Raw genomic sequence first — 18438 nt, forward strand, 5'->3', positions numbered from 1 at the left:
TAACCCGGAGCCGTCATGGACATCCTCTACCAGATCCGCGCCCGTCAGGATTCGTTCAGCGCCGGTGAAGGCCGTATCGCCAAGCTGATGCTCGATGACGTGGGCTTTGCCGCGTCGGCCAGCCTGGAAGCGTTGTCGCAACGGGCCGAGGTCAGCACGGCAACCTTGTCGCGGTTTGCCCGTAGCGTCGGTTGCCGCGATTTACGCGATTTGCGCCTGCAATTGGCCCAGGCCAGTGGCGTGGGCAGTCGCTTCCTTGACCCGGCCGGGTTGCCGGAGCAGTCGGCGTTTCACCGGCAGATTCTGGGGGATATCGAAGCGACATTGCGTCAGCACCTGTCGGGGTTTAACCAGGCCAGTTTTGTTGATGCGGTCAGCCTGTTGGGTAAGGCGCGGATGATTCACGCGTTCGGCATGGGCGGCCCATCGAGCCTGTGCAGTGACGAATTGCAGGTGCGTCTGGTACGCCTGGGCTACCCGATTGCCGCCAGCCATGATCCGGTGATGATGCGGGTCACGGCGGCCACTTCAGGCCCGGAGCAGGCGTTGATCGTGTGCTCGCTCACCGGGCTGACGCCAGAACTGTTGGACGTCGTGAAACTGGCACGTAGCTACGATGCGCCCATCATCGCCATCACCCTGGCCGACTCCCCTCTGGCCGAATTGGCGGACGTACTGCTGCCGCTGCAACCGGCCGAAACCAGTTTTATCTACAAGCCCACTGCGGCGCGCTACGGCATGCTGTTGGCCATCGATCTGCTCGCCACCGAGCTGGCGCTGGCCCGGCCGGACGACAACCAGGAACGCCTGCGCCGGATCAAGCTGGCCCTCGACGATTATCGCGGCGGCCCCGACAGCCTGCCGCTTGGAGACTGAAATGAAGTACGAGACGCTGATCCGCCAGGCGCTGATCATTGATGGCAGCAACACGCCGGGCTATGTCGCCGATGTGGGGCTGCGCGCCGGGCGCATCGAGCGCATTGGCGATTTGTCGAGCGCAACCGGTGAGCAGGAAATCGACGCCAGTGGCCGCGTGTTGGCGCCGGGTTTTATCGACGTGCACACCCACGATGACACGGTGGTGATCCGCCATCCGCAGATGCTGCCCAAGCTCAGCCAGGGCGTGACCACGGTGATTGTCGGCAACTGCGGCATCAGTGCATCGCCTGTGAGTTTGCGCAATGATCCGCCCGACCCGATGAACCTGCTGGGGGCGCGTGAAGCATTCGTCTATCCACGTTTTGCCGACTATCGCGCGGCGGTGGAGCGGGCCCATCCGGCAGTCAACGTTGCCGCATTGATCGGCCACACCGCCTTGCGCAGCAACCATATGGACGACCTGCACCGCACCGCCACCCCCGGCGAAATTGCCGCCATGCGCGTGCAGTTGCAGGAGAGTCTGCAGGCGGGTGCCCTAGGGTTATCCACAGGCCTGGCCTACGCCAGCGCGTTCAATGCCGAGACCGATGAAGTGCTGCAACTCAGTGAGGAACTCACGGCGTTTGGTGCGGTGTACACCACGCATTTGCGCAGCGAATTCGAACCGGTGCTGGAGGCGATGGATGAGGCGTTTGTGATTGGTCGACATGCGCAGGCGCCGGTGATCATTTCCCACCTCAAGTGTGCCGGTGCGGGCAATTGGGGGCGTAGTCCGCAACTGTTGGCATCACTGGAACGGGCGGCGAAAACCCATCCGGTCGGGTGTGATTGCTATCCCTATGCCGCCAGCTCGTCGACGCTGGATCTAAAACAGGTCACCGACGCGTTTCGTATCACGATTACCTGGTCAACACCGCACCCGGAGGTCGGGGGGCGCGACCTGCAGGACATCGCTGCCGAATGGGACGTTTCGCTGATGGATGCGGCACGTCGCCTGCAACCGGCAGGGGCGGTGTACTACGGAATGGATGAGGCGGATGTACGGCGTATTCTTGCGCATCCGTTGTCGATGGTGGGGTCGGATGGTTTGCCGGAAGACCCGTTTCCCCATCCACGTTTGTGGGGCGCGTTCCCACGGGTGCTGGGGCACTTCAGCCGCGATGTGGGGTTGTTTCCACTGCACACGGCGGTGCACAAAATGACCGGGTTGTCGGCGGCGCGTTTTGGCCTGGCCGAGCGCGGGGAAATTCGTGAGGGGCACTGGGCCGACCTGGTGTTGTTCGACCCGTTGCGCGTGCGTGATGTGGCGGATTTCAAAGAACCGCAACGCGCCGCCGAGGGGATTGATGGCGTGTGGGTCAATGGCGTGCTGAGCTATAGCGATGGGCAGGCCAATGGTCAGCGGCCGGGGTTGTTCCTCGCGCGCAATGGCGATTTGCGTGGCGGGTTTTCGTCTCTATAGTGGGCGCATTCATACACGGAGCGGTTGCCATGCACTTAGGAAAAGTCACCCCGATTTTGCGCATATTCGACGAGTCCAAAGCGTTGGAGTTCTACGTCGACTTCCTCGGGTTCAAGATTGACTGGCAGCACCGTTTCGAGGCGAATTTCCCGTTGTACCTACAGGTGTCGTTGGGCGAATGCGTGCTGCATTTATCCGAACACCATGGCGATGCTTCGCCGGGTGCGGCGGTGCGGATTCAGGCACAAGGCGTGGACGGCTACCAGCAGCAGTTGCTGGCCAAGGGCTACCGGTATGCCAAGCCTGGGGTTGAAGAAACGCCCTGGGGCTCGCGGGAGATGAGCATCAAGGACCCGTTTGGGAATCGGTTGGTGTTTGTTGAGGAAGGCGAGGGCTGAAGGGTAAATCGCAGGCAATAAAAAACCGCCTTAGTAGGGCGGTTTTTTATTGCAAACCCAGTGAGTGGCTGGGTTGCTATCTCAAAAGACGCAATCGACCCGCAGCCAGATACTACCGCCGGTCATGTCGTCACGCAAGACGGAACCGTCGCCAGCATGGATACTTTAGGTGTTTTTCTCTTGCCCGATTTGGCTGCAAAAGCTTGCACTGAATCTATCGGTCGATACTGGATATTTGACCACTATTCGACACACCTTAGACGGGAATGTTGGTTAGGATCTTCCCCGTTCTGCGTTTGTTGCTTTTCAGGTGAGCCGGGTATGCGCGCGAATTCTTGACCGACCGCCACGGGCTAGTAATCCGTGCCGGATTGATGCGGAAGGACCATTAGCCCGGCTGCCTCAAAAGGCGCAATCGACCCGCGTCTGAAGGCTCACGTGTTCCGGTAAGTGCGCTGGAGGTAAGGCCCAACTCAAGGAGGGCCGAGTATGTCTAAGTTTGCACGACGTACGTGGAACCTCGTAGTGAATGCCCTACGTGTTTATCACGTCTGGGTATTCCTGCGGGACAGCTTCGATGACCTTTAAGGTCTGAGAAGTGGAGCCGCCTCGGCTTGAACCGAGGCGGCTTTTTGGTTTTTCGCTTTAGTTTTTTACACCCGGAAATGACTGACCATCTGCTGCAACTGGCTGCCCAAACGCGCCAGTTCCACGCTCGATTTAGCCGTCTCATCGCTCGCAGTAGCGGTCTGCTCCGACACATCGCGCACGTTCACAATGCTGCGGCTGATCTCTTCAGCCACAGCGCTCTGCTGCTCGGCGGCCGCTGCAATCTGCTGGTTCATCGACTGGATGTTCGACACGGTACGGGTGATGTTCTCCAGCGATACACCGGCCTTGCGCGTCAACTCGACACTGCTGTCGGTGAGGCTGCGGCTGTTGTTCATCACCGTGGCCACTTGCTGGGTGCCGTTCTGCAAACCGGCGACCAGGCCTTCGATTTCCTCGGTGGATTTTTGTGTGCGCTGGGCCAGGCCACGCACTTCGTCAGCCACCACGGCAAAGCCACGACCGGCTTCACCGGCACGCGCCGCTTCAATCGCCGCGTTGAGCGCCAACAGGTTGGTCTGCTCGGCCACGGCCTTGATCACGTCCATCACGCTGCCGATCTTGTTGCTCTCTTGCTGCAGGTGCGTCATGGCGTCGGTAGAGCGCGCCACTTCGGCGGCCAGGCGTTCGATCTGAGCGATGGCCTCGGCCACCACTTTGTCGCCGGCGCGGGCTTGCCCATCGGCGTCGGCAGCGGCCAGCGAGGCTTGCTCGGCGTTGCGCGCGACTTCCTGCACGGTGGCAGTCATTTCATGCATCGCGGTGGCGACTTGATCGGTCTCGATCTTCTGGCTGTTCACGCCGGCACTGGTCTGCTCGGTCACGGCCGAGAGTTCTTCGGCGGCGCTGGCGATCTGGGTTACGCCGTCGCGAATGCCGCTGATCAGCTCGCGCAGGGTGGTGCCCATGCGCTGGATACCTTGCTGCAATACGCCGAGTTCATCGCGGCGGGTCACCTGGATATTGTGGCTCAGGTCACCGGAAGCGATACGCTCCACCACGGCCAGGGTGTCCTGGATCGGGCGAGTGATCTGGCGGGTGATGACCAGGGCCGCGATGATGCCCACCAGCAACGCCAGCAAGGTGCTGATCAATTGCAGGCTGCGGGCCTGGGTGCTTTCGGCGTCACGGCGATCGAGCTGAATGTCGTACAGCTTGTCGCTGATGGTGACGATATCGGCGCCCTGGGTGGTCATTTCGGCGCGGGCGCTGACGATGTTGGCGTTGGCGGCCTTGTAGCTCTGTACGGCGCTGCGATAGGCGCCAAGTGCGGTTTCCAGCGACGTCAGTGCGCTTTGTTGGCTTGAACCAAATACGCTGCTGAGGCCTTTCAAGCCACTGATGGCTTTCTCGATTTGAGCCGCAGCGCGGGCTTCGGTTTCTGCGCTGGGGGAGTTGGTGTAGCCACGCACTTCATAGCGCGCCAGGTGGAATTCTTCCTTGGCGTGCGTCACAGCCTGGTACTGGGCGAAGCGCTCCGGGCTGTCGGGCGCTTGCTGCACGCCGGTCTCCAGTGCGTCGATCTGCCCGTTGGCGATGTCGGCCTTGTCACCCATCACTTGGCGCGCGGCATTGCCGTTACGGTAGGCCTCACGCATTTTGTTCAGCGACTGCTGGTAAGCCGTGATGACGGCTTTCTGCTCGGTGAGCAATTTGCGATTTTCCGGGCTCTTGAAGCTGTCCAGCAGTTTCTGTTGCTGGGCGGCGAAGGCGTCAAGGCTGGTCTGGACGTTCTGTGCCACGGCTTCGTCGCCATTGGCCAGCATGTATTGCAGGCGCACGATGCGCAGCTTGGTCAGGGACGCGTTGAGCTGGGTGATGTCGCTCATCCAGTTACTGCGGTCGATCAAGCCGCCCAGGCTGGTCCAGCCGGTCAGGGCCAGGATCGAGGTGAGGACCAGCACCAGGCCAAAGCCCAGGCCGAGTTTGAGGTTGACGCTGATGTTGCCGAACCAGCTATTCATCGAATGCTCCGCAAGAATGATGTGTGTCTGCTGGACGGTGTTGTTGTTTGAGCCAGCCAAAGTTTGTAGCGCTGTATCGGCGGCGGGGGGTGATTCTGAAATACATTTCTTACGGGTGCGACGAAGGGTCGCTATTGCAAGGTTGGATCCTCTGAAGGCGGCAGCCGGGGGGCTGATCAGAGGCGGCTCTTGTGTGCTAGTCTGCGGGCCCTTTTAGTTCTGGATGGCACGGGAAACCGTGCTGCCCTACAGCGGAGCCTCTTCATGTCCGAAGTTAATCTGTCCACCGACGAAACCCGCGTCAGCTACGGTATCGGCCGTCAGTTGGGCGACCAACTGCGCGACAACCCGCCACCGGGCGTGAGCATCGACGCCATCCTGGCTGGCCTGACCGACGCCTTCGCCGGCAAGCCAAGCCGTGTTGATCAAGAGCAAATGGCGGCCAGCTTCAAAGTGATCCGTGAAATCATGCAAGCCGAAGCGGCAGCCAAGGCCGAAGCGGCTGCTGGCGCCGGCCTGGAGTTCCTGGCTGAAAACGCCAAGCGTGAAGGCATCACCACCCTGGCTTCCGGCCTGCAATTTGAAGTGCTGACCGCCGGTAGCGGCGCCAAGCCGACTCGTGAAGACCAGGTGCGTACTCACTACCATGGCACCCTGATCGACGGCACTGTGTTCGACAGCTCCTACGAGCGCGGCCAGCCTGCAGAATTCCCGGTGGGCGGCGTGATCGCTGGCTGGACCGAAGCCCTGCAACTGATGAATGCCGGCAGCAAATGGCGCCTGTACGTGCCGAGCGAACTGGCTTACGGCGCCCAAGGCGTTGGCAGCATTCCGCCGCACAGCGTTCTGGTGTTCGACGTTGAGCTGCTCGACGTTCTGTAAGGCCTGTTGATTGCGCCTGGCTCTGTGTGGGAGCTGGCTTGCCTGCGATAGCATCACCTCGGTAGCGGGTTTGACCGAGTCGCCTGTATCGCGGGCAAGCCCGGCTCCCACATGAAGCCGGTGCATTCAGGTTTTGCGCGGTGGTTCATGGGTGGAACTTGCCATTGAGCTCCGTCGCCGGGCGCAACGCTCTGGCATAGCAGAACAGAAACAGATTACGCACCACCTCCTTCAGCACCCCAGGTTCACTCGAACTCAAGCCGTTGACGTCCAGGTCGCCCTGGTCCTGCAGTTCGCTCAAGGCTTCTTCTTCTAGCACCGCACAAACTTCGCCGGTTTCCCGATGCAGGATCCGCAGGTAAGGGTGTGGGCGATCCAGCCAGGCATCTATCAAATAAGTCATGGTGGTTCTCCTTGATGGGTTTCAATGAGAATAATTCTTATTCGTAGAATAGCAAGTGCCTATTGGCGGTTTCCTGGTTTTTCTGTGTGGATATTGAGACAGGTCAGCGCGGAGGGCAAAACGCCATCCCGCGGCGGGCGCGGGATGGATGCAGCAGGTTCAGACTTTGCGCACGAACTCGGACTTGAGTTTCATCGGGCCGATACCGTCGATCTTGCAATCGATATCGTGATCGCCGTCGCACAGGCGGATGTTCTTGACCTTGGTGCCGACCTTGACCACCAGTGACGTGCCCTTGACCTTGAGGTCCTTGATCACGGTAATGGTGTCGCCGTCTTGCAGGACATTGCCCACAGAGTCTTTCTTCACGGTTTCGTCGCCCGCCACTTCGGCCTCGCCATTGGCGGACCACTCGTGGGCGCATTCCGGGCAGATCAGCTGGGCGCCGTCTTCGTAGGTGTACTCGGAATTGCATTTTGGGCAGGGTGGCAACGTGCTCACTAAAGCTCCTTGAGAGTCAGGGTGGCTAAAAGTCGCACATTATATAGGGTTTTGTGCTGAGAGCGGGGAGTGAGTTGGGAATGGTGAACCAAATGTGGGAGCGGGCTTGCTCGCGAATGCGGTGTGTCAGTCACTTCATAGCTGACTGATCTACCGCATTCGCGAGCAAGCCCGCTCCCACATAAGCCAGCTCTGCAAAGAGTCTTTAGTGCGTACGGGCGACCGCAAACTCACTCAGCTCAACCAGGGCGTCCCGGTATTCGCTGGCTGGCAGGGCGTCCAGGCACTGGATGGCACGGGCCACATAGTCGCGCGCCAACTGTGCGGTGTATTCCAGCGAACCCGAGGCTTCTACCGCTGCACGGATAGCTTCGAGGTCTTCAATTCCGCCTTTCTGGATCGCCTTGCGCACCAGGGCGGCCTGTTCCGGCGTACCTTCGCGCATGGTGTAGATCAGCGGCAAGGTCGGCTTGCCCTCGGCCAGGTCGTCACCGACGTTCTTGCCCAGGGTTTCGGCGTCACCCTTATAGTCGAGCAGATCGTCGACCAGTTGGAATGCCACGCCCAGATGATCACCGAAGGTGCGCAGGGCTTCGGCCTGTTCGGCCGTTGCGCCACAGAGGGCGGCGGCGCTGTGGGTGGATGCTTCGAAGAGCATCGCGGTTTTACCGCGAATCACTTCCATGTAGGTTTCTTCGGTGGTGCTGGCGTCGCGGACCTTGGACAGCTGCAACACTTCGCCTTCGGCGATGATGCGCGTGGCTTGTGAAAGAATCTTCATCACCGGCATCGAGCCCAGCTCGACCATCATTTCGAACGAGCGCGAGTACAGGAAGTCGCCTACCAGTACGCTGGGGGCATTGCCCCACATCGCATTGGCCGTCTCGCGGCCACGGCGCATGCCGGACATGTCGACCACGTCGTCATGCAGCAGGGTGGCGGTGTGCAGGAATTCGATGGTGGCGGCCAGCAGGCGCAGGTCATCGCCTTCGCGGCCCAGTGCCTTGCCACACAGCAACACTAATAAAGGACGCAGGCGTTTACCGCCCGCCGACGTAATGTAGTCGCCAATTTTGGAGACCAGCGGCACTTTAGACGTCAGCTGCTGCTTGATGATGCCGTCGACGGCGCTAAAATCGTCCGCGACCGCGCGGTAGAAAGCTTGGGGTTGCATCAGCGACAGTCGCTCCAGAAGGGTTGCGCGGCATGCTAGGACCCTGACCCCGCAGTGTCAAGGCGCGCCCAGTCACCATGAAAGCTACTGCAGGCTGGGAGCCTTCGGCTCTACGCGCGCAATCCTGCGTCAAAAACAGGCTCGGAATGCTCATTTACAACCCGTAAACTCCGCTTCCTCGCCTGTTTTTTCGTTGTCTTCCCTTCGCTCGCTACGCTTTCAAGGCGACTGGCGGCCCCTTGCAAGGCATCTACAGCTTGCGTACAATCGCGCACCCTGAACTTCCTGGGCAGCACCTGCCTTACGCAATTGCATTCGGGACGTCCATCCCATGCAGCCATGCCAGCCAATACCTTTTCTTATAAAGCGCTGGGTGAGCAGGATTATCGGAGAAATACCATGTCGTACGCAGTAATTGTTACTGGTGGCAAGCAATACAAGGTCGCCCCAGGTGAATACCTGAAGATCGAAAAACTGGAAGTCGCTACTGGCGAATCCGTTACCTTTGATCGCGTTCTGTTGGTCGCTAATGGCGATGACGTGAACATCGGCGCTCCAGTTGTTGCTGGCGCTACCGTTGTGGCTGAAGTGATCTCCCAAGGTCGTCACGATAAAGTCCGCATCATCAAGTTCCGTCGTCGTAAGCACCACATGAAGCGTATGGGCCACCGCCAGTGGTACACCGAGATCAAAATCACCGGTATTCAGGCTTAATTTCAGCCTAATTCCTCACTAGGAGAATTGACTCATGGCACACAAAAAAGCTGGTGGTAGTACCCGTAACGGTCGCGACTCAGAAGCCAAACGCCTTGGCGTTAAGATGTATGGCGGCCAGAAAATCATTCCGGGCAACATCATCGTGCGTCAGCGCGGCACCCAATTCCACGCCGGTTACGGTGTTGGCATGGGTAAAGATCACACCCTCTTCGCTAAAATCGAAGGCGTGATCAAGTTTGAAGTAAAAGGCGCGTTCAACCGCCGTTACGTGAGCGTTGTCGCCGCTTAATTGCGCGATCGCTGGAAAAGCCCTGTCTCGCGACGGGGCTTTTTCGTTTGTGGAGTGAGTCTCTTGCAAAGCTGTTTGTGATGGGCTCAGGCGCTGGATGTGCGGTCGTTTTCTGAGGTCGCTGCGCTCATTTTTGCAAGAGTCTTATGTCTTGGTTTCTTAAGCTCGTCCATGCGACGAGAGGCGTTTTGTTATGAAGTTCGTTGATGAAGTTTCCATCCGAGTAAAAGCAGGCGACGGCGGTAACGGTTGCATGAGTTTCCGTCGCGAAAAATTCATCGAAAACGGTGGCCCAAACGGCGGTGACGGCGGCGACGGCGGTTCCATCTACATGATGGCCGACGAAAACCTCAACACCCTGGTCGACTACCGTTACACCCGGCACTTCGATGCCGAGCGTGGTTCCAACGGCGGCAGCACCGACTGCACCGGTAAAAAAGGCGAAGACCTGGTACTGCGCGTACCGGTCGGCACCACGATCATCGACTCTGCGACCCAGGAAGTGATTGGCGACCTGACCAAGGCCGGCCAGAAACTGATGGTTGTGCAGGGCGGCTGGCACGGTCTGGGTAACACCCGATTCAAGTCCAGTACCAACCGTGCGCCACGCCAGACCACGCCGGGCAAGCCCGGCGAGCAGCGTGACCTCAAGCTGGAGATGAAAGTACTGGCAGACGTGGGCCTGTTGGGCTTGCCGAACGCCGGTAAAAGTACCTTCATCCGCTCGGTCTCGGCCGCCAAGCCGAAAGTCGCCGACTACCCGTTCACCACCCTGGTGCCAAACCTGGGCGTGGTCAGCGTAGACCGCTGGAAAAGCTTCGTGATCGCCGACATTCCCGGCTTGATCGAAGGCGCTTCCGACGGTGCCGGCCTGGGGATTCGCTTCCTCAAGCACTTGTCGCGTACCCGTTTGCTGCTGCACCTCGTCGACATGGCGCCGCTGGATGACACCAGCGCACCGGATGCCGCCGAAGTGATCGTCAGCGAGCTGACCAAGTTCAGCCCGGCCCTGGCCGAGCGTGACCGCTGGCTGGTGCTGAACAAGTGCGACCAGATCCTCGAAGAAGAGCACGAAGAACGCGTCAAGGAAATCGTTGACCGTCTGGAGTGGGAAGGCCCGGTCTATGTGATCTCGGCCATCGCCAAAGAAGGCACCGAGCGCCTGACCCGCGACATCATGCGCTACCTCGAAGACCGCGCCGACCGCCTGGCGGCCGACCCGGTATTCAAGGCCGAACTGGCCGAACTCGACCAGCAGATCGAAGACGAAGCCCGCGCCCAGCTGCAGGCTCTGGACGACCAGCGTGCCCTGCGCCGCAGCGGCGTGAAGTCGGTCCATGACATCGGCGACGACGATTGGGACGAAGAAGACGTGGATGATGAAGACGGTCCGGAAATCATTTACGTGCGCGACTGATTCGTTGCAGTAAACTTGAACGCCGCTCCTTACAGAGCGGCGTTTTAGTATCCGGATATAACGTTATGGCCAGCGCTGGGTCGCGCGGCCCTCTATCTAAGGTTGAAGATGATGCGGAGCAAAGTGACAGGTGCGCAGCGCTGGGTCGTAAAGATCGGAAGTGCGCTGCTGACGGCGGATGGCAAAGGTCTGGATCGCGCAGCCATGAGCGTCTGGGTCGAGCAGATGGTGGCCTTGCATGAGGCCGGTGTCGAGTTGGTGCTGGTCTCGTCCGGGGCCGTTGCCGCCGGAATGAGCCGCCTCGGCTGGACCGCGCGACCCAGCGCGATGCACGAACTGCAAGCCGCCGCCGCCATCGGCCAAATGGGCCTGGTGCAAGCCTGGGAATCCAGCTTTGCCGAGCACGGCCGCCACACGGCGCAGATCCTGCTGACCCATGACGACCTGTCCGACCGCAAGCGTTACCTCAATGCTCGCAGCACCCTGCGCGCACTGGTTGAGCTCAAGGTCATCCCGGTGATCAACGAGAACGACACGGTGGTCACCGACGAAATCCGCTTCGGTGATAACGACACCTTGGCCGCGCTGGTCGCCAACCTGGTGGAAGCCGACCTGCTGGTGATCCTCACCGACCGCGACGGCATGTTTGACGCTGACCCGCGTAACAACCCCGACGCCCAGCTTATCTACGAAGCCCGCGCCGATGACCCGGCGCTCGACGCCGTGGCCGGCAGCGTCGGCGGTGCATTGGGCCGTGGCGGCATGCAGACCAAGCTGCGTGCGGCACGCCTGGCCGCGCGTTCCGGCGCGCACACCATCATCGTCGGTGGGCGCCTGGAGCGTGTGCTGGACCGCCTCAAGGCCGGTGAGCGCATCGGTACGCTGCTGTCGCCGGAACGCGGCATGCTCGCGGCGCGCAAACAGTGGCTGGCCGGTCATCTGCAAACCCGTGGCACGCTGGTTCTGGACGACGGTGCTGTGTCAGCCTTGTCCCAGGGCAACAAGAGCCTGCTGCCGGTCGGCGTCAAGTTGGTGCAGGGCAGCTTCCGCCGTGGCGAGATGGTGGTGTGTGTGGCGCCCGATGGTCGCGAGATCGCCCGTGGCCTGGCCAACTACAGCGCACTGGAAGCCCAGAAGATTATTGGACAATCGTCCGACGCGATTGTCGGACTCTTGGGTTACATGGCCGAACCGGAACTGGTTCACCGCGATAACCTGATCCTGGTCTGAATAAAGGAAATACACGATGCGTGTCATGAAAGGATTGCTCGGCCTGCTGCTGGCCATGCCGTTGCTGGCCTCGGCCGAAGAAATCGGCCAGGTGTCGACGGTGTTCAAGTTTGTCGGCCCCAACGACCGCATAGTGGTCGAGGCGTTTGATGACCCCAAGGTCGACGGCGTGACCTGCTACCTGTCGCGTGCCAAGACCGGCGGCGTCAAAGGCGGCCTGGGCCTGGCCGAAGACCGCGCTGAATCGTCGATAGCCTGCCGTCAGGTTGGCCCGATTCATTTCAAGGGCGAGCTCAAGGATGGCGACGAAGTGTTCAAGGAGCGTACTTCGCTGGTGTTCAAGACCATGCAGGTGGTGCGCTTCCTCGACAAGAAGCGCAATACCCTGGTGTACCTGGTCTACAGCGACCGTCTGATCGAAGGCAGCCCGCAGAATGCGGTCACCGCGATTCCGATTTTGCCCTGGCCGACCGCGCAGTAACCGGCGGGCGAGTTTTTCAATCGGCGTCTATGATTGCAGGCTTGTGGTCTGTAATCTCGAACAGCCGCAACGCGAAGAACATGGGATATCTGGAGTTCGTCATGAGTGCTTTCCACGACCTGAAACTCAAAGCTTTGGACGGACAAGAGCTGCCGCTGGCGCCCTTCAAGGGGCAAGTGGTGCTGGTGGTCAACGTGGCCTCCAAATGTGGTTTGACCCCGCAATATGCGGCATTGGAAAACCTTTATCAGCAGTACAAAGGCCAGGGTTTTACTGTGCTTGGCCTGCCGTGCAACCAGTTTGCAGGCCAGGAGCCGGGCACCGAAGAGGAAATTCAGGCGTTCTGCAGCCTGAACTACGGCGTGACCTTCCCGTTGGGCAGCAAGCTTGACGTGAACGGCCACGATCGCCATCAGCTGTATCGCCTGCTGGCGGGCGAGGGCGCTGAGTTTCCCGGGGATATCACCTGGAATTTCGAGAAGTTCCTGCTCGGCAAGGACGGTCGTGTACTGGCGCGATTCTCGCCGCGCACCGCACCGGATGATCCGACGATCGTACAGGCCATCGAAAAAGCCCTGAGCTGAACACCTTTGGTGCAGCTTGATCGTTCCCACGCTCTGCGTGGGAATGCCGCCCCGGACGCTCAGCGTCCCGCTTTTACCCCTTAATCACCCAGATCAATAGTGCTACCCAGTACATTGCGCGGCCCATATTATCCACATCATAAATCCCTCTTATGTGGAGTGCCCCATGCCTGTCCAAGCTCTGTTCAAACCCTTCCAGCTCGGTGCACTGCAACTGTCCACCCGTGTGGTCATGGCGCCCATGACCCGTTCGTTCTCACCGGGCGGCGTACCCAATTCCAAAGTCATCGAGTACTACCGTCGCCGCGCCGCCGCCGGTGTGGGCCTGATCATCACCGAAGGCACCGTGGTCGATCATCAGGCCTCCAATGGCTACCCGAACGTCCCGCATTTTTACGGTGAGGCCGCGCTGGCCGGCTGGAAGAAAGTGGTCGACGCCGTACACGCCGAAGGCGGCAAGATCGTCCCGCAGTTGTGGCACGTGGGCAGCGTGCGCCGTATCGGCACCGAGCCTGACGCCAGCGTGCCGGCCTACGGCCCGATGGAGAAACTCAAAGACGGCACTGTCGTCGTTCACGGCATGACCCATCAAGACATCAAGGACGTGATCAGCGCCTTCGCCCAAGCCGCCAAGGATGCCCAGCGCATCGGCATGGATGGCGTGGAGATCCACGGCGCCCACGGCTATCTGGTCGATCAGTTCTTCTGGGAAGGCAGCAACCAGCGCACAGACGAATACGGCGGCAGCCTGGCCAACCGTTCGCGTTTTGCCATTGAATTGATCCAGGCCACCCGCGCCGCCGTCGGTCCGGACTTTCCGATCATCTTGCGCTTCTCTCAATGGAAGCAGCAGGACTACACCGCGCGCCTGGTGCAAACCCCCGAGGCGCTGGGTGAGTTCCTTAAGCCGTTATCGGACGCCGGTGTGGATATTTTCCACTGCTCCACGCGTCGGTTCTGGGAGCCGGAATTCGAAGGCTCCGACCTCAACCTGGCCGGCTGGACCCGCCAGCTCACCGGCAAGCCGACCATCACCGTCGGCAGTGTGGGCCTGGATGGCGAGTTCCTGCAGTTCATGGTCAACACCGACATGGTCGCCCAACCGGCCAGCCTGGAAAAACTGCTGGAGCGTCTGAACAACGAGGAATTCGACCTGGTTGCCGTGGGCCGTGCCCTGCTGGTGGACCCGGATTGGGCCGTGAAAGTGCGCGAAGGCCGTGAGGGCGACATTCTGCCGTTCAGTCGTGAGGCGTTGACCAGCCTGGTGTAGCGTCTGCTTCGACGCCATCGCGGGCAACCGGCTCCCACAGGAAAATGCGTTCCAATGTGGGAGCCGGGCTTGCCCGCGATTGCGATCTAACGGTCAACACTGGCCTCAGATCAAACGCGACTCCCCTGCAATCACCGTCCGCTCGCCGCACACCCCGCGCAATTGACGCTCAAACTGCTCGATAATCGCCGGCCAACCCTGGCGGCTCGCATGCTGGCGAGCATTCAAGCGCATGCGGCGCAAACTCTCGGCATCTTCCAGCAGCCAGTTGGCAGCGTCACAAAACGCATCCTCATCCCCCGGCATTGCGAGCACGCCGTTGTAGCCATGGCGAATATGCTGGGTCGCGGCGGCCTGGTCGTACGCCACCACACCCAGTCCCGAGGCCATGGCTTCCAGCACCACGTTGCCGAAGGTTTCGGTCAGGCTGGGGAACAGGAACACATCGCCGGACGCGTAGTGCCGCGCCAGTTCTTCACCGCGCAGGGTGCCGCAGAAAATCGCCTCGGGCAGTTCCTTTTCCAGCGTCGCCCGCTGCGGGCCGTCGCCGACGATGATCAGTTTCATCTGGCGCAGCGGGTAGGTGTCCTGCAAGGTTTCAAAGCAGCGCTTGAGCAGCCCCAGGTTTTTTTCCTGTGCCAGGCGGCCCACATGCAACACGGCGATCTGGTCGTTGTTGAGCGCCCAGCTTTCACGCAACGCGTTATCGCGTTTGGCGGGGTGGAACAACTGGCTGTCGACGCCGCGTGACAACATGCCCAGGCGCTCGAAGTGGCGACGCTCCAGCTCCAGGCGCTGGCTGGCGCTGGGCACCAGGGTCAGGGTCGAGCGGTTGTGAAACCAGCGCAAGTAATGGGTGACCATGCGGCTGAGCAGGCTCAAGCCATATTGATTGGAGTATTGCTGGAAGTTGGTGTGAAACCCGCTGACCACGCTGATCCCCAGGCGCCGCGCCGCACGTAGCGCCGACAGCCCCAGCGGCCCCTCAGTGGCGATGTACAGCACGTCCGGGCGCTGGCGTGTCCAGCGCCGCAGCAACTTGTGCATCGACGACTGGCCCCACTGCAGCCCCGGGTAACCCGGCAGTGGCCAGCCGCGACACAACAGTAATCCATCGTCGCTGGGTCGGCTCTGGTCGACACCCTGGCGTGGGCGTACCAATTCGACATGATGGCCACGCGCGCGCAAACCCTCACACAGGCGGCCAAGGGTATTGGCCACCCCATTGATTTCCGGCGGGAAGGTTTCGGTAATCAGGGTGATGTGGAGCGAGGCTGTCGTCATGACCCACAGTGTCACCGTGGGCCATGTCGTCATTGTGACGCTAGGATGATGGATTTATGACTTGGCTATCGCCTGCCGCGCCATCGCCTCGGCGCCTTGCTCACGTACCCAGAATAACGTGGCTCCCGCGACGGCAGCCGGCATCATCAGCAGGTTGACCACCGGCACCAGCAGCACCAGATAAACAATGCCGCCAAAGCTCATGCTCTGCCAGCGCTTCTGGCGCAGCCAGGCGAGCATTTCGTTCCAGCCCAGCTTGTGGTTATCCGCCGGGTAGTCGATGTACTGGATCGCCATCATCCACACGCCGAACAGCAGCCACAGCGGCGCTGCGATCAGGTTGACCACCGGAATGAACGACAGGATAAACAGCCCGATGGCGCGTGGCAGGAAGTAACCCAGTTTGCGCATTTCCCGCGCCAGGGTGCGCGGGACCATGGCAATCAACTCGCCCCAGCTGAAGGCGGGGAAGTCATCGGTGCCGCGCACCACTACCTCGACTTTCTCCGAGAGAAAACCGTTAAACGGCGCGGCAATGATATTGGCCAGCATGGTGAAGGTGAAAAACACCATCAACACTACCAGTACCACAAACAAGGGCCACAGGATGTAACTGAGGAAACTCAGCCAACTGGGTAGCGTCGGCATCAAGGTGTCGACCCACAGGCTGAACTGATGGCCGGCGAAATAGATCAAACCGACGAACAGCACCAGGTTGATCGCCAACGGCAGCAGCACAAACAGGCGCAGGCCAGGGCTCAACACCAGTTTTAGGCCTTCACGCAGGTATTGCGGGCCAGAAAGAGCAGGGGCAGGCATGGAGAACTCCGAGCAGGAAGACGAACGCGCCGACCTTACCGGCTTTGCTTGTTCGGCGAAAGCGGCGACATCAGCGGTAACATCTAGGTAACCAGGGTGTCGATTAACCGCGTCGACTGCATAGAGACCACCTATGAGCTGGATTGTTATTCCGTATTTCCTTAATCTTGCCCCCCTCTATACGCTGCACCCATTATTTTCAGGGCCTGCGAGTTCAAGCCTTCCCCAAGTGCTTCGCGGTCCTTTTTTATTCCAGCTGCCTTGTAGTCCGGGCGGTCGATAGGAGTGAGTCATGTCTGATACCCGTCATTCGCGAGTGATTATTCTCGGTTCCGGCCCTGCCGGTTACAGCGCTGCCGTCTACGCTGCCCGGGCCAACCTCAAGCCGCTGCTGATTACCGGCATGCAGGCGGGCGGTCAGTTGACCACCACCACTGAAGTCGACAACTGGCCGGGCGATGTGCACGGCCTGACCGGCCCGGTGCTGATGGAACGTATGAAAGAGCACGCCGAGCGCTTTGAAACCGAGATCGTTTTCGACCACATCAACCAGGTCGACTTCTCGAAAAAGCCTTACAGCCTGACCGGCGACAGCGGTGTCTACACCTGTGACGCGCTGATCATCGCCACCGGCGCCAGCGCCCGTTACCTGGGCCTGCCATCGGAAGAAGCGTTCATGGGCAAAGGCGTCTCCGCCTGCGCGACCTGCGACGGTTTCTTCTACCGCAACAAGCCGGTCGCTGTGGTCGGTGGCGGCAACACCGCCGTGGAAGAAGCGCTGTACCTGGCCAACATCGCCAGCACCGTGACCCTGGTTCACCGCCGTGAGACGTTCCGCGCCGAGAAGATCCTGATCGACAAGCTGCACGCCCGTGTGGCTGAAGGCAAGATCATCCTCAAGCTCAACGCCACCCTGGACGAAGTCCTGGGCGACAATATGGGCGTGACCGGCGCTCGCCTGAAAAACAACGACGGCAGCTTCGACGAGCTGAAAGTCGACGGCGTGTTCATCGCCATCGGCCACACCCCGAACACGTCGCTGTTCGAAGGCGTGCTCGAAGCCAAAGACGGCTACCTGGTTGTACACGGCGGCCGTGAAGGCAACGCCACTGCGACCAACATCGAAGGTATCTTCGCCGCCGGTGACGTGGCTGACCACGTGTACCGCCAGGCCATCACCTCGGCCGGCGCCGGTTGCATGGCGGCGCTGGACGCCGAGCGTTACCTCGACGGTTTGAAGGACGCTTCGTTCTAAACCCGTTGAAATGAAAAAACCGGCCGAGAGGCCGGTTTTTTTATGCCCGGGGTTTAGGGGCAACACAGATCAAATGTGGGAGCGGGCTTGCTCGCGAATGCGGAGTGTCAGTCAAAGAATATTTCTCTGATACACCGCTTTCGCGAGCAAGCCCGCTCCCACATTTTGATTTGTATCTGTCTCAGGGTTTACGGGTCAGGGGCTGTGCGGTGAACTTCACACCGGCCAAACCATGGGCAATCAGCGCGCGAATATTGCCGTGATCACTGCCCTCTGGCGTCGCCACCACCGAACGGTAATGCTCACCAAACGCCAGCAACGCTTCCTGATCGCTCAAGCCTTCCAGCAGCGCCAGGCCCAAGGTCTTGCATGAACCTTCGTTCTGGCCAGCAGCGTTTTCTACGCCGCCATTGGTAAAAGCCTGCGGCTGGTAGTCGTAACCGGCAGCCACAAAGGCCAGGGTGTCGGCAAAAACATGTTCGCCGCTGTCGAGGCTGGCGCGCAGGGTGTTCAAATCAGTCATGGGGTTTTCCTTTGGCGAACGCCGCCTGTTGGTCGGCGCTGGCTTCTTGCTGGTATTGGGCTTTCCACTCGGCGTACGGCATGCCGTACACCACTTCGCGGGCGTCATCGAGGCTCAGCTCGATGTGGCGCTCGTCGGCCTCGGCCTTGTACCACTTGGATAAGCAGTTGCGGCAAAAACCTGCGAGGTTCATCAGGTCGATGTTCTGCACATCCTTGCGGCTGTCCAGGTGGGCCACCAACCGGCGAAAGGCGGCGGCTTCGAGTTCGAGGCGTTGTTGATCGTTCATAAGGCTCA

At 60.3% G+C, this 18438-nt stretch carries 20 protein-coding genes and 1 pseudogene; 12 read left to right on the top strand and 9 right to left on the bottom strand.

Translation table 11 applies throughout. From position 1 onward, the window contains the following. Positions 1–15 precede the first annotated feature (15 nt). Genes BLV67_RS28650 through BLV67_RS28660 form a run of 3 tightly spaced genes read left to right on the top strand, consistent with a single transcriptional unit; the run spans position 16 to position 2739 of the window. Positions 16–876: a MurR/RpiR family transcriptional regulator gene (locus BLV67_RS28650; protein WP_069788215.1), complete on the top strand. Its 861-nt coding sequence runs from the start codon at positions 16–18 to the stop codon at positions 874–876. A 1-nt stretch (position 877) separates the two neighbouring features. Then, positions 878–2341, top strand: coding sequence for an N-acyl-D-amino-acid deacylase family protein (locus BLV67_RS28655; protein ID WP_069788214.1), 1464 nt, complete (start codon positions 878–880; stop codon positions 2339–2341). Positions 2342–2370: 29 nt separating this feature from the next. Further along, on the top strand, positions 2371–2739 hold the full coding sequence (locus BLV67_RS28660; RefSeq protein WP_065930523.1) for a glyoxalase superfamily protein: 369 nt from the start codon (positions 2371–2373) through the stop codon (positions 2737–2739). Between the two features lie 653 nt (positions 2740–3392). Here BLV67_RS28660 and BLV67_RS33790 read toward each other — a convergent pair. Next, positions 3393–4256 (bottom strand): methyl-accepting chemotaxis protein, encoded by an 864-nt coding sequence (locus BLV67_RS33790; protein ID WP_371317720.1) that lies wholly within the window; start codon positions 4254–4256, stop codon positions 3393–3395. Next, positions 4248–5312, bottom strand: a pseudogene (locus BLV67_RS33795) (methyl-accepting chemotaxis protein); the annotation flags it as partial. The gene BLV67_RS33790 and the pseudogene BLV67_RS33795, both read right to left, overlap by 9 nt. Positions 5313–5576: 264 nt before the next feature. On the opposite strand from BLV67_RS33795, the gene bamJ reads away from it, so the two are divergent. Then, a complete protein-coding gene (bamJ, locus tag BLV67_RS28670; RefSeq protein WP_065930525.1) occupies positions 5577–6194 on the top strand; it encodes a BamJ family beta-barrel-assembly machinery protein in 618 nt (205 codons plus the stop codon). A gap of 145 nt (positions 6195–6339) precedes the next feature. On the opposite strand, the gene BLV67_RS28675 is transcribed toward bamJ, so the two are convergent. The 3 genes from BLV67_RS28675 to BLV67_RS28685 form a co-directional block, all read right to left on the bottom strand. Continuing rightward, positions 6340–6597: a PA4570 family protein gene (locus BLV67_RS28675; protein ID WP_056858344.1), complete on the bottom strand. Its 258-nt coding sequence runs from the start codon at positions 6595–6597 to the stop codon at positions 6340–6342. Positions 6598–6756: 159 nt separating this feature from the next. Beyond that, positions 6757–7098 carry a zinc ribbon domain-containing protein YjdM gene (locus BLV67_RS28680; protein ID WP_003230858.1) on the bottom strand — a complete coding sequence of 114 codons (342 nt, stop codon included), beginning with the start codon at positions 7096–7098 and terminating at the stop codon, positions 6757–6759. A gap of 205 nt (positions 7099–7303) precedes the next feature. Next, complete coding sequence (locus tag BLV67_RS28685; protein WP_056858342.1) at positions 7304–8272, bottom strand: polyprenyl synthetase family protein; 969 nt, start codon at positions 8270–8272, stop codon at positions 7304–7306. A 399-nt stretch (positions 8273–8671) separates the two neighbouring features. Between BLV67_RS28685 and rplU the strand changes: the two genes are divergently transcribed. The 7 genes from rplU to BLV67_RS28720 all read left to right on the top strand — a co-directional run bounded on the left by rplU (position 8672) and on the right by BLV67_RS28720 (position 14260). After that, complete coding sequence (gene rplU, locus BLV67_RS28690; protein ID WP_007950961.1) at positions 8672–8986, top strand: 50S ribosomal protein L21; 315 nt, start codon at positions 8672–8674, stop codon at positions 8984–8986. Between the two features lie 34 nt (positions 8987–9020). After that, a complete protein-coding gene (rpmA, locus tag BLV67_RS28695) occupies positions 9021–9278 on the top strand; it encodes a 50S ribosomal protein L27 (RefSeq protein ID WP_003176049.1) in 258 nt (85 codons plus the stop codon). A gap of 193 nt (positions 9279–9471) precedes the next feature. Further along, positions 9472–10695, top strand: coding sequence for an Obg family GTPase CgtA (gene cgtA, locus BLV67_RS28700; protein ID WP_016976186.1), 1224 nt, complete (start codon positions 9472–9474; stop codon positions 10693–10695). A gap of 111 nt (positions 10696–10806) precedes the next feature. Then, entirely contained in the window at positions 10807–11925 is a 1119-nt protein-coding gene (gene proB, locus BLV67_RS28705) for a glutamate 5-kinase (protein WP_026013771.1), read from the top strand. A gap of 16 nt (positions 11926–11941) precedes the next feature. Further along, positions 11942–12406: a CreA family protein gene (locus tag BLV67_RS28710; RefSeq protein ID WP_069788212.1), complete on the top strand. Its 465-nt coding sequence runs from the start codon at positions 11942–11944 to the stop codon at positions 12404–12406. A 101-nt stretch (positions 12407–12507) separates the two neighbouring features. Beyond that, complete coding sequence (locus tag BLV67_RS28715; protein ID WP_065930526.1) at positions 12508–12990, top strand: glutathione peroxidase; 483 nt, start codon at positions 12508–12510, stop codon at positions 12988–12990. 166 nt (positions 12991–13156) lie between these two features. Continuing rightward, entirely contained in the window at positions 13157–14260 is a 1104-nt protein-coding gene (locus tag BLV67_RS28720) for an NADH:flavin oxidoreductase (RefSeq protein ID WP_069788211.1), read from the top strand. A 105-nt stretch (positions 14261–14365) separates the two neighbouring features. Here BLV67_RS28720 and BLV67_RS28725 read toward each other — a convergent pair whose 3' ends face one another. Further along, entirely contained in the window at positions 14366–15544 is a 1179-nt protein-coding gene (locus BLV67_RS28725) for a glycosyltransferase family 4 protein (RefSeq protein ID WP_065930528.1), read from the bottom strand. Between the two features lie 54 nt (positions 15545–15598). Then, the gene (gene cysZ, locus BLV67_RS28730; protein ID WP_065930529.1) at positions 15599–16363 is read right to left on the bottom strand and encodes a sulfate transporter CysZ; all 765 of its coding nucleotides are present in this window, start codon (positions 16361–16363) and stop codon (positions 15599–15601) included. Between the two features lie 292 nt (positions 16364–16655). Here cysZ and trxB point away from each other — a divergent pair, with 292 nt between their 5' ends. Further along, complete coding sequence (trxB, locus tag BLV67_RS28740) at positions 16656–17618, top strand: thioredoxin-disulfide reductase (RefSeq protein ID WP_069788210.1); 963 nt, start codon at positions 16656–16658, stop codon at positions 17616–17618. 181 nt (positions 17619–17799) lie between these two features. Here the strand turns inward: trxB and BLV67_RS28745 are convergent, their stop codons facing one another. Both BLV67_RS28745 and BLV67_RS28750 read right to left on the bottom strand, forming a co-directional pair. Next, a complete protein-coding gene (locus tag BLV67_RS28745; protein WP_069788209.1) occupies positions 17800–18141 on the bottom strand; it encodes a HopJ type III effector protein in 342 nt (113 codons plus the stop codon). Beyond that, a complete protein-coding gene (locus tag BLV67_RS28750) occupies positions 18134–18430 on the bottom strand; it encodes a DUF1244 domain-containing protein (protein ID WP_069788208.1) in 297 nt (98 codons plus the stop codon). The genes BLV67_RS28745 and BLV67_RS28750 overlap by 8 nt, the downstream gene beginning before the upstream one ends. Between the last annotated feature and the right edge of the window lie 8 nt (positions 18431–18438).

The sequence above is a fragment of the Pseudomonas salomonii genome, from assembly GCF_900107155.1.
GTDB classification, from domain to species: Bacteria; Pseudomonadota; Gammaproteobacteria; order Pseudomonadales; family Pseudomonadaceae; genus Aquipseudomonas; species Aquipseudomonas salomonii.